The 23,093-nt window shown below is 31.6% G+C and carries 29 protein-coding genes; 4 read left to right on the top strand and 25 right to left on the bottom strand.

The window, feature by feature from the left end; all coding sequences use genetic code 11:
• Position 1: 1 nt before the first annotated feature.
• The 23 genes from flhB to B5D15_RS05985 all read right to left on the bottom strand — a co-directional run bounded on the left by flhB (position 2) and on the right by B5D15_RS05985 (position 15,933).
• The gene (gene flhB / locus B5D15_RS06095; protein WP_078696238.1) at positions 2-1,909 is read right to left on the bottom strand and encodes a flagellar biosynthesis protein FlhB; all 1,908 of its coding nucleotides are present in this window, start codon (positions 1,907-1,909) and stop codon (positions 2-4) included.
• Positions 1,840-2,109 carry a flagellar biosynthesis protein FliQ gene (gene fliQ / locus B5D15_RS06090; protein ID WP_078696237.1) on the bottom strand — a complete coding sequence of 90 codons (270 nt, stop codon included), beginning with the start codon at positions 2,107-2,109 and terminating at the stop codon, positions 1,840-1,842. The genes flhB and fliQ overlap by 70 nt, the downstream gene beginning before the upstream one ends.
• A gap of 9 nt (positions 2,110-2,118) precedes the next feature.
• Positions 2,119-2,880, bottom strand: coding sequence for a flagellar type III secretion system pore protein FliP (gene fliP, locus B5D15_RS06085; RefSeq protein ID WP_078696236.1), 762 nt, complete (start codon positions 2,878-2,880; stop codon positions 2,119-2,121).
• Position 2,881: 1 nt separating this feature from the next.
• A complete protein-coding gene (locus B5D15_RS06080) occupies positions 2,882-3,211 on the bottom strand; it encodes a flagellar biosynthetic protein FliO (protein WP_078696235.1) in 330 nt (109 codons plus the stop codon).
• A 12-nt stretch (positions 3,212-3,223) separates the two neighbouring features.
• Entirely contained in the window at positions 3,224-3,652 is a 429-nt protein-coding gene (locus B5D15_RS06075; RefSeq protein WP_078696234.1) for a flagellar basal body-associated FliL family protein, read from the bottom strand.
• Positions 3,649-4,410 (bottom strand): flagellar motor protein MotB, encoded by a 762-nt coding sequence (locus B5D15_RS06070; protein WP_242948699.1) that lies wholly within the window; start codon positions 4,408-4,410, stop codon positions 3,649-3,651. The genes B5D15_RS06075 and B5D15_RS06070 overlap by 4 nt, the downstream gene beginning before the upstream one ends.
• Positions 4,403-5,230, bottom strand: coding sequence for a motility protein A (locus tag B5D15_RS06065; protein WP_078696233.1), 828 nt, complete (start codon positions 5,228-5,230; stop codon positions 4,403-4,405). The genes B5D15_RS06070 and B5D15_RS06065 overlap by 8 nt, the downstream gene beginning before the upstream one ends.
• Positions 5,227-5,430, bottom strand: a complete 204-nt coding sequence (locus B5D15_RS06060) for a flagellar FlbD family protein (RefSeq protein WP_078696232.1) — start codon at positions 5,428-5,430, stop codon at positions 5,227-5,229. The genes B5D15_RS06065 and B5D15_RS06060 overlap by 4 nt, the downstream gene beginning before the upstream one ends.
• A 13-nt stretch (positions 5,431-5,443) precedes the next feature.
• On the bottom strand, positions 5,444-6,346 hold the full coding sequence (locus B5D15_RS06055; RefSeq protein ID WP_078696231.1) for a flagellar hook-basal body complex protein: 903 nt from the start codon (positions 6,344-6,346) through the stop codon (positions 5,444-5,446).
• A gap of 68 nt (positions 6,347-6,414) precedes the next feature.
• The gene (locus B5D15_RS06050) at positions 6,415-6,789 is read right to left on the bottom strand and encodes a TIGR02530 family flagellar biosynthesis protein (protein WP_242948698.1); all 375 of its coding nucleotides are present in this window, start codon (positions 6,787-6,789) and stop codon (positions 6,415-6,417) included.
• Positions 6,782-7,186 (bottom strand): flagellar hook capping FlgD N-terminal domain-containing protein, encoded by a 405-nt coding sequence (locus tag B5D15_RS06045; RefSeq protein WP_078696229.1) that lies wholly within the window; start codon positions 7,184-7,186, stop codon positions 6,782-6,784. The genes B5D15_RS06050 and B5D15_RS06045 overlap by 8 nt, the downstream gene beginning before the upstream one ends.
• A gap of 11 nt (positions 7,187-7,197) precedes the next feature.
• Positions 7,198-8,319, bottom strand: coding sequence for a flagellar hook-length control protein FliK (locus B5D15_RS06040; RefSeq protein WP_179122210.1), 1,122 nt, complete (start codon positions 8,317-8,319; stop codon positions 7,198-7,200).
• Positions 8,320-8,323: 4 nt separating this feature from the next.
• Positions 8,324-8,758 (bottom strand): flagellar export protein FliJ, encoded by a 435-nt coding sequence (fliJ, locus tag B5D15_RS06035; protein WP_078696227.1) that lies wholly within the window; start codon positions 8,756-8,758, stop codon positions 8,324-8,326.
• An 8-nt stretch (positions 8,759-8,766) separates the two neighbouring features.
• Positions 8,767-10,068, bottom strand: a complete 1,302-nt coding sequence (gene fliI / locus B5D15_RS06030; RefSeq protein ID WP_078696226.1) for a flagellar protein export ATPase FliI — start codon at positions 10,066-10,068, stop codon at positions 8,767-8,769.
• Positions 10,055-10,825, bottom strand: a complete 771-nt coding sequence (locus tag B5D15_RS06025) for a FliH/SctL family protein (protein ID WP_078696225.1) — start codon at positions 10,823-10,825, stop codon at positions 10,055-10,057. Before B5D15_RS06025 ends, fliI begins: the two co-directional genes overlap by 14 nt.
• Entirely contained in the window at positions 10,809-11,819 is a 1,011-nt protein-coding gene (gene fliG / locus B5D15_RS06020; RefSeq protein ID WP_078696224.1) for a flagellar motor switch protein FliG, read from the bottom strand. The genes B5D15_RS06025 and fliG overlap by 17 nt, the downstream gene beginning before the upstream one ends.
• A gap of 4 nt (positions 11,820-11,823) precedes the next feature.
• Positions 11,824-13,389 (bottom strand): flagellar basal-body MS-ring/collar protein FliF, encoded by a 1,566-nt coding sequence (gene fliF / locus B5D15_RS06015; protein WP_078696223.1) that lies wholly within the window; start codon positions 13,387-13,389, stop codon positions 11,824-11,826.
• A 17-nt stretch (positions 13,390-13,406) separates the two neighbouring features.
• Positions 13,407-13,688, bottom strand: a complete 282-nt coding sequence (gene fliE, locus B5D15_RS06010) for a flagellar hook-basal body complex protein FliE (RefSeq protein WP_078696222.1) — start codon at positions 13,686-13,688, stop codon at positions 13,407-13,409.
• A gap of 6 nt (positions 13,689-13,694) precedes the next feature.
• A complete protein-coding gene (gene flgC, locus B5D15_RS06005; RefSeq protein ID WP_078696221.1) occupies positions 13,695-14,126 on the bottom strand; it encodes a flagellar basal body rod protein FlgC in 432 nt (143 codons plus the stop codon).
• A gap of 2 nt (positions 14,127-14,128) precedes the next feature.
• A complete protein-coding gene (gene flgB / locus B5D15_RS06000) occupies positions 14,129-14,536 on the bottom strand; it encodes a flagellar basal body rod protein FlgB (protein ID WP_078696220.1) in 408 nt (135 codons plus the stop codon).
• A gap of 282 nt (positions 14,537-14,818) precedes the next feature.
• Positions 14,819-15,202: a flagellar export chaperone FliS gene (fliS, locus tag B5D15_RS05995; protein WP_078696310.1), complete on the bottom strand. Its 384-nt coding sequence runs from the start codon at positions 15,200-15,202 to the stop codon at positions 14,819-14,821.
• A 16-nt stretch (positions 15,203-15,218) separates the two neighbouring features.
• Positions 15,219-15,575: a hypothetical protein gene (locus B5D15_RS05990; protein ID WP_078696219.1), complete on the bottom strand. Its 357-nt coding sequence runs from the start codon at positions 15,573-15,575 to the stop codon at positions 15,219-15,221.
• Positions 15,576-15,579: 4 nt separating this feature from the next.
• Complete coding sequence (locus B5D15_RS05985; RefSeq protein ID WP_078696218.1) at positions 15,580-15,933, bottom strand: flagellar protein FlaG; 354 nt, start codon at positions 15,931-15,933, stop codon at positions 15,580-15,582.
• A gap of 122 nt (positions 15,934-16,055) precedes the next feature.
• Between B5D15_RS05985 and B5D15_RS05980 the strand changes: the two genes are divergently transcribed.
• A complete protein-coding gene (locus tag B5D15_RS05980; RefSeq protein ID WP_179122209.1) occupies positions 16,056-17,384 on the top strand; it encodes a D-glucuronyl C5-epimerase family protein in 1,329 nt (442 codons plus the stop codon).
• A 25-nt stretch (positions 17,385-17,409) separates the two neighbouring features.
• Here B5D15_RS05980 and B5D15_RS05975 read toward each other — a convergent pair whose 3' ends face one another.
• Positions 17,410-21,108, bottom strand: a complete 3,699-nt coding sequence (locus B5D15_RS05975; protein ID WP_078696216.1) for a DUF5050 domain-containing protein — start codon at positions 21,106-21,108, stop codon at positions 17,410-17,412.
• A 139-nt stretch (positions 21,109-21,247) separates the two neighbouring features.
• Here B5D15_RS05975 and B5D15_RS05970 point away from each other — a divergent pair, with 139 nt between their 5' ends.
• Positions 21,248-21,874, top strand: a complete 627-nt coding sequence (locus B5D15_RS05970; protein ID WP_078696215.1) for an Ig-like domain-containing protein — start codon at positions 21,248-21,250, stop codon at positions 21,872-21,874.
• Positions 21,875-21,889: 15 nt separating this feature from the next.
• Here the strand turns inward: B5D15_RS05970 and B5D15_RS05965 are convergent, their stop codons facing one another.
• Positions 21,890-22,111 (bottom strand): hypothetical protein, encoded by a 222-nt coding sequence (locus B5D15_RS05965; protein ID WP_078696214.1) that lies wholly within the window; start codon positions 22,109-22,111, stop codon positions 21,890-21,892.
• A gap of 239 nt (positions 22,112-22,350) precedes the next feature.
• Here B5D15_RS05965 and B5D15_RS05960 point away from each other — a divergent pair, with 239 nt between their 5' ends.
• Both B5D15_RS05960 and B5D15_RS05955 read left to right on the top strand, forming a co-directional pair.
• A complete protein-coding gene (locus B5D15_RS05960; protein ID WP_078696213.1) occupies positions 22,351-22,620 on the top strand; it encodes a hypothetical protein in 270 nt (89 codons plus the stop codon).
• A gap of 125 nt (positions 22,621-22,745) precedes the next feature.
• Positions 22,746-23,012: a hypothetical protein gene (locus B5D15_RS05955; protein ID WP_078696212.1), complete on the top strand. Its 267-nt coding sequence runs from the start codon at positions 22,746-22,748 to the stop codon at positions 23,010-23,012.
• The last annotated feature ends 81 nt before the right edge of the window (positions 23,013-23,093 follow it).

The raw sequence follows: 23,093 nt of genomic DNA, 5'->3' as shown, positions 1-23,093 counted from the left end.
TTCACCCTCGATGATTATTTATGCTGTAAACATAAGCTATAATTTCTGCAACCGCCTGATATAATTCATCAGGTATTATATCATCTATATCAACCTTTGCATAAAGAGCTCTTGCAATTTCTTTATTTTCTATAACTGGTACATTGTTTTGTTTTGCAATTTCTTTTATCTTTAGAGCAACCAAGTCGCATCCCTTTGCAACAACTCTTGGAGCAAAATCTTTGTTTCTATCATATCTTAAAGCAACTGCATAATGAGTTGGGTTTGTAACCACAACAGTCGCCTTAGGTACTTCATGCATCATCCTTCTCATTGCAAGCTCCCTTTGCTTTTGCTTTATCCTCGACTTAATCTGTGGATCTCCCTCAGACTGCTTCATTTCTTCCTTTACCTCTTGTTTTGTCATCATCATATCCTTTTTATACTGTCTTTTTTGAAATATATAATCTGTAATTCCAAGGACAAAGAGAATTATTATTAATCTTATAAGCTGTGCATCTATTAAGCTTTTAACAAAGGGGTATATTCCTAAAGGATTTAAATCTGAAGTTTTTAAAATTACATTCAGCTTTGATTTTATAAAGCTGAAAACTACATATCCAATAACAAGTATTTTGCTTATAGATTTTATTAGTTCAAAATAAGTTCTTTTATTAAAAAATTTTTTAATTCCTTCTATTGGATTCAGCCTTTCAAATTTAAACTTTAAACTTTCTGATGTTAATATTATGCCGGTTTGAGCAAGATTACCTATTATACCAAGAATCATAACCGTTAAGACTATCGGAAGAGTTGCGATTAAAATGTTCTTAAGATTATATATAAAAAGAGCTGTCACGCTTCCTAAATTTAAATCATCTTTTGTTACATGGTTAAAACTATCTATTATAAAAAGTCTTCCATTGTTGTAATAGAATTCACCCATTACAGAGAGAACTATTCCAATTCCTAATAATATAAGGGCTGAATTTAAATCTATGCTTTTAGCTACCTGTCCCTTCTTTTTAGCCTCCTGAAGTTTTTTATATGTAGGTTCCTCTGTTTTATCATCATTAGCCATAAGCATAATAAAAGGAACCATGTTAAAAAACTTTATTAAATCCGATGAAATTCTTTCAAATACTTTAACATAAATATGAGCTAAACCTGGTAAAATTGATGCTATTGCAAACAATCCTACAAGAACTTTTACAGGAAGGCTCAGCATAAAAATATTGAGCTGCGGTACTGTTCTTGATATAAGGCCTAAAGTAAAATCTGTAATAAAAATTACAATAACAACTGGTGCTGCAAGCTGCATTGCAATTAAAAAGCTTTTTGAAAAAACAGATAATATTGCAGAGAAATAATTAAAATTTATTGAGGTTATGTTAATAGGTATAACTTGAAAACTTTTAATAATAGCAGATAATATAACGTGATGAAAATTAAAAATTAAAAATACCATAATGGCAAACCAGTTAAAAAACCTCTCAAGGGGTGTAGAATTGTTTAAGGTTGATGGATCATAATACTGTGCCATTGAAAATCCTACTGTAAAATCCATAAGCTGTGCAGATACTCTAATCGAATTAAATATTAAAGTTGCAACATAACCAATTGAAACACCAATCAAAACTTCAAAGCCAATTGAGGCTATTAATTCTGTTAAAGTATGAGGCAAAGGGCTGTTAGCTGCAGCTAAAGAAGGAGATATTATCAACGATATTATAAGTGATAATCCTACTTTAACAGCAGATGGTATTTGCCTTACAGAAAAAATCGGCGAAGAAATAAGCATTGAAATTATTCTAATGGTTGAAAGAAAATATATTATAAAGTTATCTATCATCGTTCCACCTATTTTACTATTAATCCTATATTGTTTATCATGCTTTGTATAAATTGAACGAGGCTCTTTAGCATCCATGGCCCTAAAAGAAGCATTACAAAAATTATTGATATTATTTTAGGAACAAAAGTTAATGTTTGTTCCTGTATTTGTGTAGCCGCCTGAAATATACCAATCAAAAGACCAATAAGCATAGAAACTATTAATACTGGTGCTGCAATTTTAAGGGCAGCAAAAATTGCCTGTTTACCTATCTCTAAAGCAAAAGCTTCACTCATAACTGCCTCCTACATAAAGCTTTGAATTAATGATTTAACAACAAGATGCCATCCATCTGCTAAAACAAATAACAATATTTTAAAGGGAAGGGATATAGTAACCGGCGGAAGCATAAACATTCCCATTGACATCAATATACTTGCAACCACTATATCTATTACTATAAAAGGAACATATATTAAAAACCCCATTTGAAAGGCTGTTTTAAGTTCGCTTATTACAAAGGCAGGTATTAATACTTTGAAAGGAACTTCATACCTGTCATTAGGTTTTTCAATATTAGCAGCAGTATAAAAAAGTGCTATATCCTTCTCTCTCGTTTGTTTTAACATAAAATCTTTAATAGGCCTGCTTCCTATATCAATTGCCTTATCCTGCGTAATCTCACCTTTAATATATGGCTGTATTGCCTCTTTATTGACCTTTCCATATACTGGAGACATAATAAATATTGTCATAAAAAGGGCAAGTCCAATAAGTACCTGATTTGGGGGGGACTGCTGTGTAGATAGAGCATTCCTTAAAAAACCAAAAACCACTATTATTCTCGTAAATGATGTCATCATTAAAATGATTGACGGTATAAATGTTAATGATGTTAAAAGTATTAAAAGTTTTATATTATCAACATATTCCTTTGGATTTTTAGCTCCATCAACAGATAGAGTGACTTTTGGTATTTGAAAGGTTCCTGGCTCAGCCTTTGCTGTAATAGTAATAATCATAAGGAAAAAAAACAGTATATATATTATTTTGCGTCTATTATTCATCCTACTTCTTCCTTTTTATTTTATTTAATAAATCACCCATTGTATTTTTTTCCATATTCTCATATTTAAATATAGATTGATTATCTATTTCTTTTAATATCTGAATACCGTTATTGCTGCTTGAAATAAGATATACTTTATCTTCTATGGATATAACAGATAAATAAGTATTCTGCCCCATAGGAACTCTCTCATATATCTTTATAATCCTGTTTTTATTTATGCTCTTTAAATACTTTCCTCCGAAATTAAAGCTTATATAAATAAGAAGTATTATTAGAGGCAGTAATATCATTATTTTTAATAAGTCTGAGACAAAATTGTAATCCATCAAATCACCTTATCACTGTATTATAATCTCATAAAAATACAAGTTAGTTACAATATTTTCACCAATAACTTCATTTACCTGCTTTAAAAGCTCCTGTCTTATTTTGTTTAATCCATCCTTATTAAAATCCCCCGACTTTTTGCCTCTTAAATATATGTTTATTCTATCTCTAATCTGAGGTAAATAAGAGTTTATTTCCTTATCTCCGTTTTTCTTTGTATATCCAAGATTTATCTGTGTTTTAATATATACCTTAGCATCTTCATCAGAAAGATTTACTATAATGTTTTCAAGGGCAACCGTATTTTCAGGAACCTTCTTAGGTTCTGTTTTTTTTGATTTAAAAAAGTAATTATAACCAAAAAAAGTTCCAATTCCTACTGCTATAAGCAGCAAAATAACTAAAATGATAATTATTATTTTGCTCTTTCCACTGCTCATTTCTTACTCTCCTTTGTCGTAACTATTAAAATGTTAACTCTTCTGTTTCTCTGTCTTCCCTGAGGCGTTGAATTTGTATCTATGGGTCTGAATTCTCCGCATCCTGTTGCAACAAATTTTGAAGGGTCAAGTCTTTTATTTTCAGTAAAATATCTTACAACCTTTACAGCTCTGTCAGCAGAAAGCTCCCAGTTGCTTTTATAATATCCTTTACTGATTGGGACATTATCAGTGTGCCCTTCAACAATAACTTCATTTGAAAAACTTGATAAAAGCTCTGCTAATTTATCAAGAAGAGGAACGCTGACTTCTTTAATTTCTGAGCTTCCAGAATCAAACAAAATCTTTTCCTGAAGCTCAATAATAACTCCTCTAACATCTTCCTTTACAGAAACTTTAGCCTCTAGATTATTTGCCTTTACAAAATCGCTTACCTTTTTATAAACGCTCTCAGTCTCTCCAGACAACTTATTGTTTTTACCAATCTCCAAATCATCCTGAGTTTTTAAATCGTTTTGAAGATTTATCTTATCTTCTACAGGAGTTGGCCCAATATCCCCTCCCTTTGTTATGTATCCTGATGTTGCCCCGAAGGATTGGGCAAGGGATAATGCTATAGCCTTAAATTTTATATTATCAACTTGAGAAAATGAATATAAGAGCACAAAGAATGTAAGCAGCAAGGTAACCATATCAGAATATGTAGTAAGCCATTCCTGACTGATTTGCTTTTTTTCAACTTCCTTTTTTTTACTCACCTTCAGTCACCATACTTCCCTGTGGATTTTCACTTATCATCTTTATTCTTTCAGCAGGAGATAGGTATGTTTTGAGCTTGTCCTCAACAATTCTTGGGTTTACCCCTGCCTGTATAGCAAGAATCCCTTCAATTATCATTTCTCTAATCTTTGCCTCAATTTCACTCTTTAATTCGAGTTTTGCAGCAAGAGGACCGAAAATAAAGTTTGCCATTACTGAACCATAAAAGGATGTAATAATGGCTTTACTCATTCCAGGACCAAGTGCCTTAGGATCGTTTAGGTTTGCAAGCATCTGTACAAGCCCAATAAGAGTTCCTATCATACCATAGGCAGGGCCGTAGCCAGCCCATGCCTTTAAAATATTAATTCCAGATGCATGACGCCTTTGCATCTCATAGGTTTCAAGCTCTAATATTTCCCTTATAGTTTCAGGCTCAATACCATCAACAACCATTTGTATTCCATTTTTTATAAAGCTGTCATCTAAATTCTGAACCTCATCTTCGAGGGATAGAAGTCCTTCCCTTCTTGCCTTTTTAGATAGTTCAACGAATTTGTTAATAATTTCAATTTGAGAAATACTCTTTTGGAAAAAAGCATTTTTTATCATTTGAGGAAGCCTCTTTACAGATTCTAAAGGAAAAGCAACAAGAACTGTAAAAAATGAGCCTCCAAATGTAATAAATACCGATGGCAAATCCCAAAAAAGTTTTAAACTGCTAAAATTTATTTTCCCTTTATCTAAAGCCATACCTATTAAAATAACAACAAAGCCAAGTCCAAGGCCTAAAGTTGTCGATATATCATTTTTCTTCATTTTATTACCTCCGGATTTTCTAAAGTATATTTTCTTTTAAAATCAACTATTCTGCTTATTATTTCCTCTGGAGATTCAATAACAACAAACTTTTTGCCGCTGGTTAAAGTAACTACCGTATCCGGAGTCGATTCTATCTTTTCTATTAGCTCATTATTTATAAAGAAAGGTTTATGGTTAAATCCTGTCAGCTTAATCATACACTAAAACCTCTTATCTTTTTAAATTTAAAAGCTCCTGAAGTATCTCATCTGATGTTGTAATAGTTCTTGAATTAGCCTGAAAAGCTCTGCTCGTTATTATCATCTCAGTGAACTCATTTGCAAGGTCAACATTTGACATTTCAAGTATTCCCTGCTGTATTGTACCATAGCCAGAGGATGCTGCTAATCCAAGCTGCGGCTCTCCTGAGTTAGATGATGCTGAATATGTATTCCCGCCGTTTTTATAAAGTCCTACCGGATTTTGAAAATTAGCAGTTACTATTTGTCCAATTTTAACCGTTGTATCGCCATAAATAGCCTTTACCATTCCATCCTTGTCAATACCAATGCTTGTAAGCTTAATCTCCCCGTCTCCTACTACTGCTTTTAGAGGTATTCTAATGTTTTGAATATTATTAAAATCTGTATTATCAAATTCATCCTCATTACTTAAGGTAGGAATGTTATCTTCTGCTATTTCATCATCAATATTATCATTTCTAAATCCCATAACATGAAGCCCTTCTGATGTTATTAAATAACCATCTTTATCAATTGAAAAAGCTCCATCCCTTGTATATCTTTTTTCAATACCATCGGATACTATAAAGAATCCATTTCCTTCTATTGCAAGATCTGTTGCTCTTCCTGTAGGCTGAAGAGCACCCTGTGTCATATTTGTATCTATTGCTGCAACAGAGACTCCAAGACCTGCCTGCTTAGGATTTGTACCGCCTTTCCCTCCTGCAGGTGCACTTGCTCCCTGAAGAGTTTGACTTAGCATATCCTTAAAAGTAACCCTTGCACTTTTAAAAGAAGTTGTATTAACATTTGCTATATTATTACCTATAACATCGAGTTTTGTCTGCTGGCTTTTCATTCCGCTGACTCCAGAAAAAAGTGATCTTAACATATTAACCCTCCTAACTTTAATTTGCCGCTTCAATCGTTCCACGGCAGGGCCTCCCTAAAGGGTCCAGCCTATATTATTATTGCACTGTCAATATTTGTAAAAACGTTATCTTTTAAGCTCTTGCTGTCCACAGCAGTTATAATTGTATTATTTCTTACACTTGTAATAAAGGCTAAATCATTGTATAAAATCAATGCTTCCCTGCCGCCTTTATTTTTTATTTTATCCATTGCATCCATTAAATTTTTAATATCCTTTTCAGTAAGATTTATGCTTCTTTCTTTTAACCTTTCAGCTGCATGGGCTGATATCTTTAAATCATTGTTCTTTGTAACTCTTTCAAGAACCTTTGAAAATTCAACTGCTCTATTAATCTTCTTGTCAATTTCATAATTTTTAAAGTTAATATCTTTTTCAATTCTATTAATCAATACTTCATTCACCTACCGAAACAACATCATCGATGCTGTATTTCCCTTTTTCAGTTATAAGATAAACATTTCCCTTTTCAATTTTAACTGACTTTACTATATCGTATTTAATAGTTCCATCTTCGCTTCCATCATTATACTTAAAGCCTACGTTTTTGCCTATTAAAAGTGCGCCTTCAGTTGTCCTTTGTGATAGAAGAAGCTTTGAAATAGATGCATACAGGTTGTTTGTCTGCTCGAGGGATGTAAACTGTGCAAGCTGCGAAATATATTGAGTATTATCCTTGGCATTTAAAGGATCCTGATTTGCAAGTTCTACTGATAGTATCTTTAAAAAAACATCCTTATCGATAATATCACGCTTAACCGTGCTATTATTTTGACTGCTTCCAATTGCATTTATCTCCATTTTTCACCCTCCTATGCTATAATGCTGAAACCATCTTCCTTTTCATTATTGTCTTCAACTTTAAATTCAGAAAAGTTTTCCTGACTTTTTTTATTTCCATTGAAATTATTAAAGCTGCTATGGTTTCTTTGCTCATTATAATTTTCATCCGATGCAATATTTACGGATATATTATTAAAATTTACATTGCTGTTTTTCAATTCTGTTTTTAATGTTTCAATATTGCCCATAATAATATTTGCAGTATCTTTTTTGTCAGCTATTATGTTTCCATTTATCTGCCCCTTTTCGAGTACAACCTTTACTGTTATCTCTCCAAGATTTTCAGGCATTAGCTTAAGTTTTAGCTGCGTAAAGCCTGGTACTCTTAGAGTTTTAAATTTTTCAACGACAGCTTCTATTAAGTCTTCATTATTTTTTATATAGGGAATATTCTTATCTTCAGCCTTCTGCAGGACAGCTTCTTTAATTCTACTGACATGATTTTCAGTCTGCATATTTATTTTGTCTGTTTTATATTCATCCTTTGTCTTTTTTAGATTTGCTTCATTTTCTTCGTGCTGCGGTTCAGATTTTAATTTAATATTTACTGTATTTTCTTTTATTTCATTCTTATGTACATCAATTATGTCATCTGCAGCTTTTTCATCTTTTATTATGTATTGAGTCTTTACATCTTCAATGCTTTTATTTTTAATATCTTCTAAACTTGCTTTTGTATTTTCATCAATTTTATTCATTTTATTTTCATCACATTGCTTTAAACTATCTATTATAAGAGGTATCCTGCTGTCTATATCCTCTTTGCTTATTCCAAGTTCCTTTAATATCAAGTCAAGTTCATCAGCATTATCTTTGTTTACAGAGCCGTTACTGCTTATAATTGAATTTTTTATTAAGTCAGCTGCTATATTCATTGCACTTAAATCATTTAAGTTTAATTCTAAAGGCAGATTCTTGACGTTTTCAATATTAATATCAGAATTACTAACTTCCGTCTGAAAGTTTTGATTTAAAAAAAAGTTAGAAAATACAGCGCTGAAAAGCTCGGAAAAGACATCATCGCTAACAGTCATATCCTTATCAAATAGGGATTTAAAATTCAAATTAGAATTAACAGCACTTACATCCATACTTTCACCTCCTTTCATTTCTTACATATGAAAACAATGCAAAATCATCGTTTTGGTTCTGCTCTTTTTTATTTTGTTCAAAATCAAATTCTATTTTTGCTTTTTCTTTTAAATTTTCAATCATTTTTCTATCTGATGTTGACTTTATAAGCTCATCTTTCTTTTTCAAAAGCTCGCTTTTAATCTTTTCAACATTTTTATTTTCAATATCTATAGTTTTCTGCAGATAATAAAAGTATCTTGAATAATTTGCACAATCTATTCCGCTTTTTAAATCCTTCTTGTTTTCAAATTCGCTTTTTTGTTTTAAAAGATTATTCAGCTTTTCCTGAGCTGAAATATATCTTTTATATACCTTAACATAATCATCCTTCTTTTTTTCTTCAACTTCTATTTTAAAATCAAGAACCTTTTGAAGATTATACTTAAACTTTTCCATTTAATCACCTATCCAATCGATAAAATCCTATCATAGGTTTCTTTAAAGGAAGAATACTCTCTCATTCCTTGTTTTAAAAAGGATTCTATATTATCTATAAGCTCAATAGCCCTATCTATTTTTTTATTACTTCCCTTTTGATATGCCCCTATATTTATAAGATCCTCTGATTCCTTATAGGTAGAAATTATGTCTCTCAGCTCCCCAGCCTTCATTTTATGTTTTTCATCGGCTATTTCAGGCATAAGCCTTGATATACTTGCCATTACATCTATCGCAGGGAAATGATTCTTATTAGCAAGCTTTCTTGATAAAACTATATGTCCATCGAGTATACCTCTTACAGCATCTGCAATAGGCTCATTCAAATCATCGCCGTCAACAAGAACGGTATAAAAGGCGGTAATTGAACCTTTATCGGAGTTTCCCGATCTTTCCATAAGCCTTGGGAGCATGGCAAAGACTGATGGTGTATATCCCTTTGTTGCCGGTGGCTCGCCTATAGTTAGTCCTACTTCTCTTTGTGCCATAGCAAACCTTGTTACAGAGTCCATCATAAGCATTACATTAAGTCCCTTATCCCTGAAATATTCAGCAACAGCAGTTGCAGTAAAGGCTCCCTTAAGTCTTAGTAAAGGTGGCTGATCAGAGGTTGCAACAATAACTACTGATTTTTTTAAGCCCTCCTGCCCTAAATCCTTCTCTAAAAATTCCTTAACCTCTCTTCCTCTCTCTCCTATTAATCCTATTACATTAACATCAGCATCGCTGTACCTTGCTATCATTCCAAGGAGAGTGCTCTTACCTACGCCGCTTCCTGCAAATATACCAACCCTTTGTCCTATGCCGCAGGTTAAAAATCCATCAATTGCTCTTATACCTGTTGACATTACTGTGTCTATTCTTTTTCTCAAAAGAGGATTTGGGGGGTCATTATCTAAAGAGTACTCCTTATCATATTGAATCATTCTATCATCAAAAGGTCTTCCAAGTCCGTCTAAAACCTTCCCTAAAAGTTCATCAGAAACCTTAACATTTAGAAGTTTTCCTGTAGGTTCAACAGGATATCCAGGTGCAACCCCCGTTAAATCCCCGAGGGGCATCAATAAAACTGAATTATCCTTAAAACCTACAACCTCGGCAAAAACCTTTTTATCCTTGGTATGAATAATGCAGACTTCTCCAACAAAGGATTGTATACCTTCAACTTCAATAGTAAGACCTATTACCTTTTTAACCTTACCCGTCAATTTAATAGTATCAATATCTTTAAGTTTTCTCTTAATACCTTCAAAATCAATCTTTATCATATTTAGCCTCACTTAAAGATTTTAGTATTATACTTAGCTGTGTATCTATGCTTCCGTCTATAAACCCTGACTTGGTTTCAGCGACAATATTGCCCTGCTCTATTGTATTATCTCCAATAATTATTAAATTGTTGCTGTCTTCAACATATAAAGAAAGTTCCTCTCGTCTATCCTTTAAAACATTTAAATCCAAAGGATTTACTTTAAGCATTATAAGCTTCTTATCAACAGATTTTGATATTATGCTCTCTGCTATTTTAAAAACAGCATTTGAGTTAATAACAAGTTCTGATTTTATTACTGATTTTGCAATTTCAACGGAAAGAGAAATTATTTCCTTCTCAAATTCTTTTATGAATTGTCTTGTTTTCTCATAACTTTCTTTTACATAGCATTCAGCATCTTTTCTTTTGCCTTCTGTTTCCTTTTGAGCTTCATTTATTCCAAAATCATAACCCTTTGAATAGCCTTCTTTATATCCCTCTTGAAAACCCTCATCTTTAGCCTTTTCATATATTTCCTTTGCCTTAATCTTAGCCTCTTCAATTATTACCTGTGCTTGATTCTTTGACTGGCTTAATATCTTTTCTTTTTCATCATCTATTTCTTTTTTAATAGCATTTTTAATATCATCAATATTAAAATCTCTTTCTTCATCCTTCATCATGCTATTATAAAAATTTTCAATCGTGGGGGTAGTTATCACAAAGTCGTTTTGTACTTTAGTTGCTTTTATTACCTTATACGATGATTGCATCTTCTCCACCCCTTGAAATTACAATTTCTCCTGCATCATCAAGTCTTCTTATTATTGCAACAATAGACTGCTGTGCCTTTTCCACATCCACAAGTCTTACTGGTCCCATAAATTCAATATCCTCTTTCAATGTTTGAGCTGCACGCTTTGACATATTCTTATATATAACATTTGCAACTTCTTCTGATGAGCCCTTTATTGCAAGGGCTAAATCCTTTGTATCTACTTCTCTTAAAACTCTTTGTATTGATATATTATCAAGACTTATTATATCTTCAAATATAAACATATTTTCTCTGATTTTTTCAGCAAGCTCCGGCTGTTCCCTGTCGAGTTCATCAAGAATAGATTTTTCTGTTCCTCTGTCAACATTGTTTAATATATCAACAAGAGGCTGAACTCCTCCAATAGTTGCAAAATCTGCTCTAACAACATTTGAAAGCTTCTTTTCAAGTATTTCCTCAACCTCTTCTATTACAATTGGTGAAGTATTGCTCATGGTAGCTATTCTTTTTGCAACATCAACCTGAAGCTCTTCAGGAAGCCCTGACATTATCTGTGCAGCCTTATCCGGCTGAAGATAGCAAAGTATAAGTGCTATAGTCTGAGGATGCTCATTCATAATTACATTTAAAAGCTGATGGGCATCGGCCTTTCTTGCAATGCCAAAGGGCCTGTATTGCTGAGTTATTTCAGATACCTTTTCTATTATCTCCATAGCTCTTTGAGCACCGAGAGCTCTGCTTAAAAGGTTTTTAGCGTATTCAAATCCTCCTTCTAAAATATAGTCCTTAGCCTTATTTAAATCCACGAATTCCTGTAATACTTCTTCCTTTACTTCCTTTTTAATTTTAGGCATATTAGCTATTTCAAAAGTAATTTTCTGGATTTCATTTTCAGGCATCTTTTTTAATATTGGAGCTGATGCATCAGGACCTAAGGTAATAAAAAGTATTGCTGCCTTTTGTACTCCAGATAATTTATCCTTTGCCATATTATCACCTCTCATCCTCTGAAAGCCATGTTTTAATTACCTCTACAACCTGTTCAGGCTTTTTGCTTGCGTAATCCCTAATCTCCTTTTCAATGTCCATTCTGTCATCTTCGTCATTAAGAACAGGTTCATAGATATTATTCTGCTTTTTAATAACTTCATCTCCTACGACAACATCAAAGGATGGCTGAATTGCATCTTCATCTTTTTTACTTCTTCTTTTTCTCATAATAATAACTCCTATCACAAGAGCTAGTAACGCTGCTGTTGCTGCTCCTATCGTAGTATAAAGTTTTACTTTTTTCTCCTTTGCTATCTGTTCCTCCATAAGTTTTAACTGTTCATTCTGCTTATCCTTAAGCTCAGTATTAAAGGGCATACCTTCTATACTAATATTATCTCCTCTGTTCTCATCAAAGCCGGTAGCTGCAGCTACAATGTTTTTTATCTGGCTTTTTTCCATTTCGTTTATATTTCCATCGATTACAACTGATACTGTCATCCTTCTGACTTCTCCAGGGGCTTTAACTGTTTTTTCCTCAGTTTGTCCAATCTCGTAATTAGTAGTTTCTTCCTCTCTGTTCGCACTTGAGGATTGGTTTGAATTTGTACTGAACTGAGGCGATAAATTCTGATTTGTAGGACTGTTTCCGGCAGAGCCCCCAGTTGAATCGTTTGAAGTTTCTTTTATCTTAGACTGACTTCTTATTATTGAATCCTTATCATATTTTATAGTAGTAATTTGCTTAGAATCAAAGTCCAAATCAGCATTAACCTTAACCGATACTTTATCATAGCCAAAAACTTCCCCAAGCATCTTTTTCAAATCGCTTTGAAGGCCGTTTTCAAATTGCTTTTCAATGTCCCTCTGCTTAAAAGCTGAAACTGTGCTGCTCGTATTATCATCAAATAAATTCTCGCTTAAAAGGTTCATATTGCTGTCTACTACCTCAACGTTTTCCTTTGGCAGATTTTTAACACTCGATGCTATTAGGGATATTATTGCTTTAACCTGCTCAGGCGAAAGGGTGCTTGTACCCTTTAACTTTAATGCAACAGAAGCCCTTGCTTTCTCGCTTTCCCTTGCAAACACCGAATCATCAGGAAGTACAAGCATAACTCTTGCTTTTTCTACCTCATCAAAGCTCATTATAGTCTTTGCAAGCTCATCCTGAAGAGCTCTTTGGTACATAACCTTAGCCTCCGTATCAGTTACTCCAAATTTGCTCTCATCAAAAAGGCCCCATCCCTTTCCTGATGATGGCATATATCCATCTGAAAGCACCGACATTCTAAGTTCATCTACCTTATCTGAAGGTACAAGTATCTCATTTCCTTCTATCTTATAGGAAACCTTTTCACTTTTTAATTTTTCAATAATCTTTGCAGAATCCTGAGGATCTAAATTATTAAATAAAATAGAATATGTAGTTCTGTTGAAATAAGCAAAGAATATTATAGTTGAAAATAATATAATAAATAAAGCTATTATAATTCCAATTTTCTTGTTTTTGCTAAGATTCTTCCATCTTTCCTTTAGGCTGTTAAATACCTGCTGAAGTTTTTCCATCTCATGCACTCCTTAGGTTATATCTGTATTCTCATTATCTCCTGATAAGCATCTATCATCTTATTTCTCAGCTGTACAGTAAGCTCGAGGGAAAGCCTTGCTTCCTCTGTCGCAATCATAACTTCGTGAATGTCTGCATCGCCCTTTAGCATATTTAGAGCTTCAGTATCTGCATTTATCTGTACATCGTTTACTTTATCTAAATAATTTTTTACCATATTCTCAAATTCATTGTTTCTAACTTTATTATTTTCCTGAACTGGGATAGTATTGTTTAAATTTACTGCTTCAATTCTCATATATCATTACCTTCCTATCTCTAAGGCCTTTTGAGCCATCTGCTTTTGGGCATTAATTGCAGTAACGTTCGCCTCAAAGGCTCTTGATGCTGCAATCAAATCCACCATTTCATTTAAAATATTAACGTTAGGCATTAAAACATAGCCGTCTTTATCAGCATCTGGGTGATTAGGATCATAAACTTTCTTTAAGGGGCTATTATCCTCTTCTATTTTACCAATTTTTACACCTAAAGGTTCTTTATCATATTTAAGAGTGTTTTTATTTAATTCCCTGTTTAAATTCTCCTCGAAAGTTACAACTTTTCTTTTATAGGGCCCTCCGCTTTCTGTTCTTGTTGTTTCTGCATTTGCAATATTATCTGCAATTAAATCCATTCTGAACCTTTCTGCTGTAAGACCGCTTAAACTTATCCTAAAGGACTGAAACGTGCTCATAATTATTTACCTCCATTTGTAACAAGTCTTCTCATAGCTATTCTTGAATTTGTCTGGGATATTAGAGCATTATATAAAATTGTATTTTCCGCAAGGCTTACCATCTCACTGTCTATATCAACGTTGTTTCCATCAAGCCTCATTGATGATGCTGTATTTTTTTTAATTTCATAGTTTATATTGTTTATACTATTTCCACTGCTTATATGCCTTTCGTTTGTTGTTTTAAGATCTATTCCCTTGTTTTCAAGTATGTTTTTAAGTTTATCCTCAAAAACCACATAGGAGGCTTTAAAGCCCTTAGTATTAACGTTAGCGATGTTATTTGCTATTACCTTTCCCCTGCTGCTCGATGCATCAATGGATTTTTTTATCAAATTATAAGTTATTTCATCAATTTTACCTACCATGCAACACATCCCCTTAAATTACAAAGTATTATTACCTTTATTACTAATTTATTACATATAATATTAATTGTCAACAAAAATATGTAATTCAATGTTATATATTTGTTTTGTTTGAATTTGGTTTTAATTTAAATTAAATATTTTATTAAAACTTATTAGTGATTTCCTTTAAAATATTACATTTTTATATATTTTACGACATTTTTCAGATAAAGTGTATATATGAAAAAAAATAACCCAATTTCTTAACATTTTGGGTTATTTTTTAAATATATTTAACATCTACTTTTTTAACATTTTATAGGCTTCTTCAAAGGTTTCTTTAAGCTCCTCTGCAAAGCCTAAAACTTCCTTTGCAATATCTATATCCTTTTTTATATTTGCTTCTATTAGGCGCCTGTGCATATAATCATAAAGCGCCATTAGAGATTTTGAAATCTCTCCTCCAGCTTCCATGTTAAGGGTTGACATGAATTCAAGAATAATGTTTTGAGCTTTTATAAAGTTTGTATTAGTTTTGTTTATATCCTTTTCCTCAATTCCATTTATTCCCTGTTTTATGAATTTTACAAGTCCATCATAAAGCATAAGTAGCAGCTTTTCTTTTGATGCGGTATTTACGCTGCTTTGCTGATATGCATTTAATGCATTAGAACCATTAATCATATTATCCCTCCGTATTTTAACCTTTAACATCAATAATGCTTCCTGTTTTCTTTTTAACCCTTTCAAGCAAATCCTCAATGTCATCGGTTATACTCTCAAATATTATATTATTTTTATCATCTTTTATTTTAAACTTTATGCTGTCCTCTTCAATAGAGTATTCAAATTTAAGATTAAACTTATTTAAAAAGAAGGTGAATTTTTCTGATGCTTTTTTCTGTCTTTCTTTATTAAATTTTTCTTCCCTCTTTTTATTTTCCCTTTGTATTTCAGCACCTTTAATTTCATGGACAATTCTATCTACAACCTTGTATTCCATCTGCCTTATAACAACAGGCTCAATTTTGTCAAGGGTAATCGGATTAACGGGCATAACATTACCTCTTTTCATCAACTATAATTCCAGCAATCTCCCACAGTTTTGCAACCATATCAAGCATCTTTTCTGGAGGAATCTCCTTTAAAACCTCTCCTGTTTCATCGTTAATAATTTTTACCATAACCTCTTTTGTAGCATCGTGTATTCTAAATTGAAGATGAGTATTGTTCTTAAAAAGAACTTTATTAGCCCTGTCTACTGCTTTTTCAAGTTCCTTACTGTCAACTTTTCTTTGGGATTGTATCTCAATAGCTTTATTTGGGCTACTATCCTGAACACCATCTTTTTTAGTGTTTTGAACTGCTTCAAAGGATGCTTTATTTATATTTGATACAACTTTTCCTAAATCCATAATATCACCCCTCTATTTTTCTATTATAAATATCGGTTTATCTTTTTTTCTCTTTAGATATGAATTAAAATTTATATATTTTATTTTCATATGTTATAATATCACTATGGAGGATGATAACTATGAAAAGAATTTCAGCAATAGCATTAATAATTATTTTATTTACAAACTTTTATGTTTTTGCATCAAGGAACTATACTATAAAATACGCCTATCCAGATAAAATAAAAACTATGTCCATAAAAGATTTACTAAAAAACAGCAAAACAAAAACTAATTCAAAATCGAGGGATAAAACTCCTCCTAAGCTTATAAGTTCAAGTCCTAAAAATGCTTCTTCCAATATTAGTATAAATTCAATTATTTATTTAAATTTCAGCGAAAACATAAAACAAAGCAATTTAAAAAATATATATATGAAGGAAAATGGAAAAAATATAAGTATAAAAACTTCAATAAGCGCAAGACAAATTATTATCCGCCCATCAATCCCTTTAAAATACGATACTCTTTATACATTATATGTAGGAAAAGGTTCGGTTAAAGATTATTCAAACAATCAAAATTCAAGCTTTAGTATTAATTTTAGAACCGAGAAGCAAAAATCAAATAACAATAATGTAGTAATAAATGAAGATAAAAATTCAAAACCTCAAAACCCCTTTACATATATACTATATGACGGCAAAAACATAATAAGAAAATATGACTACACAAAGGATAAGGAATATTTATTTTTCAGCTCAATAAAAGATATATCTTCAATTACAAGTTTAAAATTTGATGAAAACAAGCTGCCCTTAGCTGATTATAACGGATATAAATACAATCCTCTTTTAATATCAGAGTATGGTCTTCAAAACTACAGCTATTATATAAAATACAGCGATAAGGAAAAGCTAAATAACGCAATTAAAGCAGCTGATTATCTAACAAATAAAATAGACAGCAGCGGAAAATGGATTAACTATTTTGATTATAAATACGACAACATAAATTTAAAATCCCCCTTTTCATCATCCTTAACGCAGGGCCTTGGAATATCTCTTCTTGTTAGAATATACGAGGAAACTAAGGATGTTAAATATTTAGATGCAGCTAAAAAAGCTTTAGAGCCTCTTTTAAAGAGCAGCAGCGAAGGGGGACTTTTAAGATATTATAACAACCATGCATTATATGACATATTCCCTTCGAATACAAAGCTTACACTTAGCAGCCACTGCTTTGTTATACTAAGCCTTTATGATATATCAAAGTACGATTTAAGAGCAAAGGAAAAGTTTGAAGACTCACTATACACCCTTAAGGATTTAATACCAATTTATTCAAACTCCCTCGACAGCTTCTATAAGGATATACATATTTCTCAGATGGAAGCTATAAATTCAATCCTTGGGGTAGAAAATTTTAATGAGTACTTTGAAGATTTTAATTTAATAGACATAGAATAAGGTGGGCAAAATGCCCACCTTTAATTTATTGTATTGAGAAGTTGATTATATTTTTATAGCTGCTGTCCATATCCGATGTAAATCCGCTCTCCCAGTCCTTTACAACAAGCTTTAATTCATAATTTCCTGCTTGGTTTATCGGAAGCTTATTATCTGGATCGTATACCTTCCATTCGGTATCTCCTATTTTGTGATACTTAATAAGAAGAGTATATCGTTTATTATCTACCTTTTTAGTATCATCCTTTACCCAAGCTATATTGTTAGGCTCTGATGAATCAATTCTGTCTATTATAAGCCCCGTTGAGCTGGAATAAAGGAGTGCTCCTAAACTATCATCCACAGAGTTGTTATTATTATCTTTTAAAGTTATATCAGGAAGTTTCTTCTTATCCACCTTTACATATATTACAGTCTCATCGGATTCTATCTGCGGAGATGTTGAAGTTTTATAATATTTAACTTTTATTCTGTATAACCCTTCTTTATCTATAGGAGCACCTGTACCTCCAACCATTGAGTACTGCAAAGGAGCACCAAAATTATTTATTGTTCCATCGGTTGATCTTTCAATCGTTGCACCTATATTAAGACTTAAGTCTGTATAATTTGTTAATGTAGGTCTTGGATCATAAGCAGTAATTAATTTATTGTTGTCAGATGCAGTTTCTTCTTTACCCGTAACCCCTGCAATATAAATTTCTGGTTTTTGTATTGCTGAATTAAATACCTTAAATCTTATATCCCTTGCATTGCTCGATGCAATATTCCCATTTACTTTTAAGATTAATTTTAAAGTATATACACCAGATTCACTAATGCTTTCCCCGCTGTTTATATTCTTATAAGTTTTTCCATCCTTTGTATACTGAGCTGTAAATTCGATTCCAGATCCTGTAGCCGGTATGTTTTCAAAGTAAGCCTTTGCTTCTTTTACAGTTGTTTTTGCTTCTATAACATTTCCATCGGATGTATAAGTCAATGGATTATTTGTGTCAAATGCAATATTTTCAATACCTCCATCAACTGAAGCAATTTTAACAGTTGGCGCACCGACTAAAAGAACATAGGATGGATTTCCAGGAAGCTTATTCTGATTTGCTTTATAGCGTGCCATTATATAATTCTTACCTGCTAAGTTATTAGAAATCAAATCAGAATATGGAATATAGTTTGTTCCATCGATTGCCACTTCAATAGATGAATCAAGACCGCTGAAGGTTCCGCTTATAACATCATAGGTTACATTTGGTGCATTCTGAGATAGTAAAGTATAGGATCTCGACTTATTTGTAGTATTATTATAAGATATTTCAACAGTATTGTTTTTACTTACATCCGTTATGCTGCTTAATGGAATATTAAATGAAAATACTCCTGAAGTTGGCGTTATACCTGCATCTACGGTTGAAATTTTAGCGCTATTAATGTAATAATCAACTTTGCTCGATGTTCCTTTATAGGTTACAGTATATGCTTTATTTGATTCATCATAAGCAATAGATGTTATAGTCGGCACTTCTGCAAGATATGTTACAAATACCATCTGGCTTTCAGCTTTTCCTTTTCTTGTAACAGTAACTCCTAAGGTTCCTCCGCCCTGATTTAAGGATAGCTTTGATATTGTAACCTTTCCATCATTTCCAACAGTTGCTTTCTTTATAGGTTTTGTTGTGTCATTAGGATCATAAATATTTACTACATCTCCTTTAATAAGCCCTGCTATTTCAATAGTATCTGCATTGTTTCCTTCATTGTTTGTTATATTAACATTATTAGGATTTATCTTGTCGCTGTTTATTCTTGCTTGAAATGTTACTGCATTACCATATCCTACAACCTTACCCTTATAGGTATAAGTACCATTTTTAGCTGAAGGCTTTGAGACATCCCAGTTTACAACAAGATCCTGTAACGAGCCATCGCTCATTATTGCAGATACCATTTCAGGGAAGTTTATACTATTAACATCGCTTACATCGACAGGGTCTATTGGATTTATTGATGATATCTTTTGGAAATATTTAATTTTAGCTACAGATTCTGCTTTTTTATCAGAGTTTGAAAGATTATATTTATAGAGTTTTCCAGATTTTGTATAATATATTGTATTTCCTACAACATTTATTGCATCTGCAGAATCATCTATTATCTTAGTTCCGTTTCCCGATGAATTAGCTTTATAAATTTTACCTCCATCAACGTTGCTTCTATAGTAAATATCATTTGATGTTATAACATTTAAAACTGTAAATTTCTCTGTATAAGGTTTTGTTACTGTTGAGTTTTTTGTTTTGCTTTCAACGTTTGTAGTAATATTTATCGGGAAAAATTTAATGCTTCCGTAAGGATTGTATTTATAGAGCTTTCCATCAACCCCAGAGCAGTATAATGTTCCATCGGAAAGTACAGATAAAAATCTTACTCCAACTGTTGATAAAGCCTTTTTGTAAAGCCCATCGGTTGTAATAGAATAAAGTTTACTTTTATCAGTATAATTACTAAAATAAATCAAATTTCTAAGAACATCAACAACTAAATAGGTTACTCTTTCGTTTGTAAGTGGCTGTCCATTTGTTAGAAATAATCCTCCAGAATTAACAAGATAATTCAATTTGTATATCCTGCCTTTATCGCTGTTGTTTACATAATAAACATAATCTCCAACAACATTTATATAGGAAGACATTGCATTATTTAATTTCTGCCTCGATGTGCCGTCTGTTTTTACTCTGTAAATTTTTCCTCCATCGGAGTAGTTGCTGTAATATACCCACCCATTTTGTACGTTTATAAATTTTGCATTATCTTCACTAATTGGATAATCATCCAATCCATCAACGCTCTTTTTATATATTTTTCCCTTATCGGAATAGTTGCTGTAATATATAAATCCATCCTCATAGGATGCTATTCCGTTATTGCTTATATTCCCTGTTATTCTATCAGCAATACTTCCTATTCCTGTATTTTCAAGCTTTAAAAGAAAAGGTATGCTATAGGTGCCATTTGCTATATCGCTGCTATTAGATATTGGAATGCTTCCGCTGCCAATAAGCGAAGTGCTGCTGTCTGATGAAGAATATATATTAACATACAATGTTTTTGTAGTTTTAGGAGTAATTATAACCGCTGTTTCATATATTCTTCTTTTAACATAGCTGTTGTCGTTATTTATAGGCTTGTCATCGATTATATAATAATAAGCATCTGTAACTCCATTTATATTATTAATACTTATTGTAAGCAGCTTATAACTCGCATTTGTAGAATCTGAAGCATTTACATTCGCTATTGCATATCCATATTTAGGGTATGTATTTTGAAGAACCGGCTGATAATTACCATTTGAATCTGCAATAAATATTGCTCCATATGTCCACCCTTTGCTTGAATCTGATTCACTGGTGAGGCAGTAATAAGTTAATAACCTGCTTGTTAAATTAACAAGCTGATCCTCTGATGCAGTATCTCCCGTTATCATGTTTTTAATATTTCCGCTTGTGTCGATAAAGTACATAGAATTAGGATATTTTTGTATCTGCTGATTAACTTCGTTTAAGTAAGTATTCATATAGGCAGATGAATAAATTTTATCCCCTATAACTACCGAGTTAGTCGGCAGTTTCGTAACTGCAGTGTCAGCTTTTACGCCTTTAGGGCTTATAAATACTGCCTGAATAATTAAGATTAGAATTAGAAAAATTGATAGTCTGCGTTTCATTCACATCTCCTCCTCCTTATAATTATCGCCTATTTTAAAAATAAATTTATATTGATTTAAAAAGCTCTTCAATTTTAAGACTTAATTATAAATTGATAAGTTCCATAAATTATGTTAATATTGAGTTGAGGTGCATAATATGAAAAAATTTTCTCTTTTTATTATATTGTTCTTACTTCCCTTTTTTCAAATAACCTTTGCTGATATAAGTTACAATAAATCTATAAGCAATGTTCCTTTAAATAAAGTTTGGAGCTTAAATTTTAATACAAAGGTGGATTTGAAAAATAGCCCAGAAGGTTCTATAAAAGTTACCGATGAATACGGAAATAAAGTAAACGTAGAAATAAAATACGGAAATACTGAAAAGACTATATTAGTAAATCCCCCATCAGGAGGATATTCTTTTAATAAAAAGTATTTTCTTTATGTAAGCTCCAATCTTAAATCAAAGTCTGGAAAATACATAAAAAATCCCTATATTCTAATGTTTAACACTATAAATCAATATACAGGGATTTATGATGTTGAGATAGGAGCCTTATCTGCATTAAAAACTCTAACTATAAAGCAAACTTCAACTAAAGCAGTAAAATATAAAATAGATGATAGCCCAAGCTACTATAAAATTGGGGAAACAATAAATGTGATAATAACTAAAGACACTACAAACGTTTATTTCTACGCCGAGGACGGAACATACATTGGAAGAGGAATAATATCAGTTAAAGAAAACTATAAGGATAAATCCTTCGGTATAAATTAAAAAAAGGTCTTAATATCAAGCATAATAGTTGATATTAAGACCTATATTTTTAGTTGAAATGTTTTTTATTCCTCTATAAAATTTTTTAGGATCATAGGTCATTATAAATTCCTCAATTGACTTTTCCAAGGATTTTTGAACTTCTATTATCATAGTAAGGTTTAAATAATCCTGTGAAGCATTTCCAAGACGCCTTATGTTGCTGTTAAATTCGACAGGGGAAACGGTTTGTATCATATCATCACCCCAAAAGTAGTAATTAACTGAATATTGAATTTATTATTCCTTTTTCATATAATATCATACTTATATATAATTTACCAGTATAGTAAATAAGATTTAACAATTATTACATCAATATAGATTTTCTACTTTCATTATTTATTGTATAATTAAATAAAGACCTTCAAAAAAATATAAAAAGTATATATAATTTTCTTTAAACTAATATTAAATTAAAGAACAGGAGAGTGCTAATGAAAAATTTCGTATTTATTATTTTAGGAGTAATAATCATTTCAATAGCCTTAGCCCTTCTTCTAAATAAACTTTTTAAAGGCAACAAATATATCAAATATATTCTTCCTGTTTTATTTTTTATTTTTTCAGTATACAGCTTTTATGTGTCAAGAACAGCTAAAGAAGGTTTCTTAGATATCGCATATATGCTTTTATTTATAATATGTTTTGCTGGATTTTTATCTTCCTTTATAACTTCATTGATATTAGATTATAGAAAAAAGTAAAATTTAACAATATATTATTAATTGACAGAGGTATTATAATGTATAATCAAATATTAAATACTATTTTGAAAAAACTTAACAAAATCGATGTAGATATAAATGGCATCAAAAACTCTCATACTTAGATGCAAAATGATATATCAAACCTTAAATATGCACAGTCCCAAATGCAAAACGATATAAGTAAAATTAATAATAAACTTGAAATGATAGAAAATAAATTAGATGAAATAGAAGCTAAAAACGCTTCAAAGCATACAGAAATCTATTGCAAATTAGATACTATTATAGAAGATATCTCCTATTTAAAGCATAAAGAACATCAAACAGAGGAAGATCTATATAAAATTAAGCTGAGAATTTCAGGTTCTATAATAAATGTTGGGGCGTAGCCCCAGCATATTTTTTTACAAAAAAATATGCACCTGTTTTAGATTGTGTTTTGCAATAATTAAATACAAAAAGTTGAAAAA

Source organism: Caloramator quimbayensis (assembly GCF_900167605.1).
GTDB lineage: Bacteria > Bacillota > Clostridia > Clostridiales > Caloramatoraceae > Caloramator_B > Caloramator_B quimbayensis.
The sequence above is the reverse complement of the archived record's forward strand: the minus strand, read 5'-3'. Positions and strand labels throughout refer to the sequence as shown.

What these genes read in the sequence shown, in the direction of transcription:
- flhB (WP_078696238.1), bottom strand. Translation starts at nt 1,909, where the DNA reads ATGGATGCTAAAGAGCCTCGTTCAATTTATACAAAGCATGATAAACAA.
- fliQ (WP_078696237.1), bottom strand. Translation starts at nt 2,109, where the DNA reads ATGAGTGAAGCTTTTGCTTTAGAGATAGGTAAACAGGCAATTTTTGCT.
- fliP (WP_078696236.1), bottom strand. Translation starts at nt 2,880, where the DNA reads ATGAATAATAGACGCAAAATAATATATATACTGTTTTTTTTCCTTATG.
- B5D15_RS06080 (WP_078696235.1), bottom strand. Translation starts at nt 3,211, where the DNA reads ATGGATTACAATTTTGTCTCAGACTTATTAAAAATAATGATATTACTG.
- B5D15_RS06075 (WP_078696234.1), bottom strand. Translation starts at nt 3,652, where the DNA reads ATGAGCAGTGGAAAGAGCAAAATAATAATTATCATTTTAGTTATTTTG.
- B5D15_RS06065 (WP_078696233.1), bottom strand. Translation starts at nt 5,230, where the DNA reads ATGAAGAAAAATGATATATCGACAACTTTAGGCCTTGGACTTGGCTTT.
- B5D15_RS06060 (WP_078696232.1), bottom strand. Translation starts at nt 5,430, where the DNA reads ATGATTAAGCTGACAGGATTTAACCATAAACCTTTCTTTATAAATAAT.
- B5D15_RS06055 (WP_078696231.1), bottom strand. Translation starts at nt 6,346, where the DNA reads ATGTTAAGATCACTTTTTTCTGGAGTCAGCGGAATGAAAAGCCAGCAG.
- B5D15_RS06045 (WP_078696229.1), bottom strand. Translation starts at nt 7,186, where the DNA reads ATGGAGATAAATGCAATTGGAAGCAGTCAAAATAATAGCACGGTTAAG.
- B5D15_RS06040 (WP_179122210.1), bottom strand. Translation starts at nt 8,319, where the DNA reads ATGGATGTAAGTGCTGTTAATTCTAATTTGAATTTTAAATCCCTATTT.
- fliJ (WP_078696227.1), bottom strand. Translation starts at nt 8,758, where the DNA reads ATGGAAAAGTTTAAGTATAATCTTCAAAAGGTTCTTGATTTTAAAATA.
- fliI (WP_078696226.1), bottom strand. Translation starts at nt 10,068, where the DNA reads ATGATAAAGATTGATTTTGAAGGTATTAAGAGAAAACTTAAAGATATT.
- B5D15_RS06025 (WP_078696225.1), bottom strand. Translation starts at nt 10,825, where the DNA reads ATGCAATCATCGTATAAGGTAATAAAAGCAACTAAAGTACAAAACGAC.
- fliG (WP_078696224.1), bottom strand. Translation starts at nt 11,819, where the DNA reads ATGGCAAAGGATAAATTATCTGGAGTACAAAAGGCAGCAATACTTTTT.
- fliF (WP_078696223.1), bottom strand. Translation starts at nt 13,389, where the DNA reads ATGGAAAAACTTCAGCAGGTATTTAACAGCCTAAAGGAAAGATGGAAG.
- fliE (WP_078696222.1), bottom strand. Translation starts at nt 13,688, where the DNA reads ATGAGAATTGAAGCAGTAAATTTAAACAATACTATCCCAGTTCAGGAA.
- flgC (WP_078696221.1), bottom strand. Translation starts at nt 14,126, where the DNA reads ATGAGCACGTTTCAGTCCTTTAGGATAAGTTTAAGCGGTCTTACAGCA.
- flgB (WP_078696220.1), bottom strand. Translation starts at nt 14,536, where the DNA reads ATGGTAGGTAAAATTGATGAAATAACTTATAATTTGATAAAAAAATCC.
- fliS (WP_078696310.1), bottom strand. Translation starts at nt 15,202, where the DNA reads ATGATTAATGGTTCTAATGCATTAAATGCATATCAGCAAAGCAGCGTA.
- B5D15_RS05990 (WP_078696219.1), bottom strand. Translation starts at nt 15,575, where the DNA reads ATGCCCGTTAATCCGATTACCCTTGACAAAATTGAGCCTGTTGTTATA.
- B5D15_RS05985 (WP_078696218.1), bottom strand. Translation starts at nt 15,933, where the DNA reads ATGGATTTAGGAAAAGTTGTATCAAATATAAATAAAGCATCCTTTGAA.
- B5D15_RS05980 (WP_179122209.1), top strand. Translation starts at nt 16,056, where the DNA reads ATGAAAAGAATTTCAGCAATAGCATTAATAATTATTTTATTTACAAAC.
- B5D15_RS05975 (WP_078696216.1), bottom strand. Translation starts at nt 21,108, where the DNA reads ATGAAACGCAGACTATCAATTTTTCTAATTCTAATCTTAATTATTCAG.
- B5D15_RS05970 (WP_078696215.1), top strand. Translation starts at nt 21,248, where the DNA reads ATGAAAAAATTTTCTCTTTTTATTATATTGTTCTTACTTCCCTTTTTT.
- B5D15_RS05965 (WP_078696214.1), bottom strand. Translation starts at nt 22,111, where the DNA reads ATGATACAAACCGTTTCCCCTGTCGAATTTAACAGCAACATAAGGCGT.
- B5D15_RS05960 (WP_078696213.1), top strand. Translation starts at nt 22,351, where the DNA reads ATGAAAAATTTCGTATTTATTATTTTAGGAGTAATAATCATTTCAATA.
- B5D15_RS05955 (WP_078696212.1), top strand. Translation starts at nt 22,746, where the DNA reads ATGCAAAATGATATATCAAACCTTAAATATGCACAGTCCCAAATGCAA.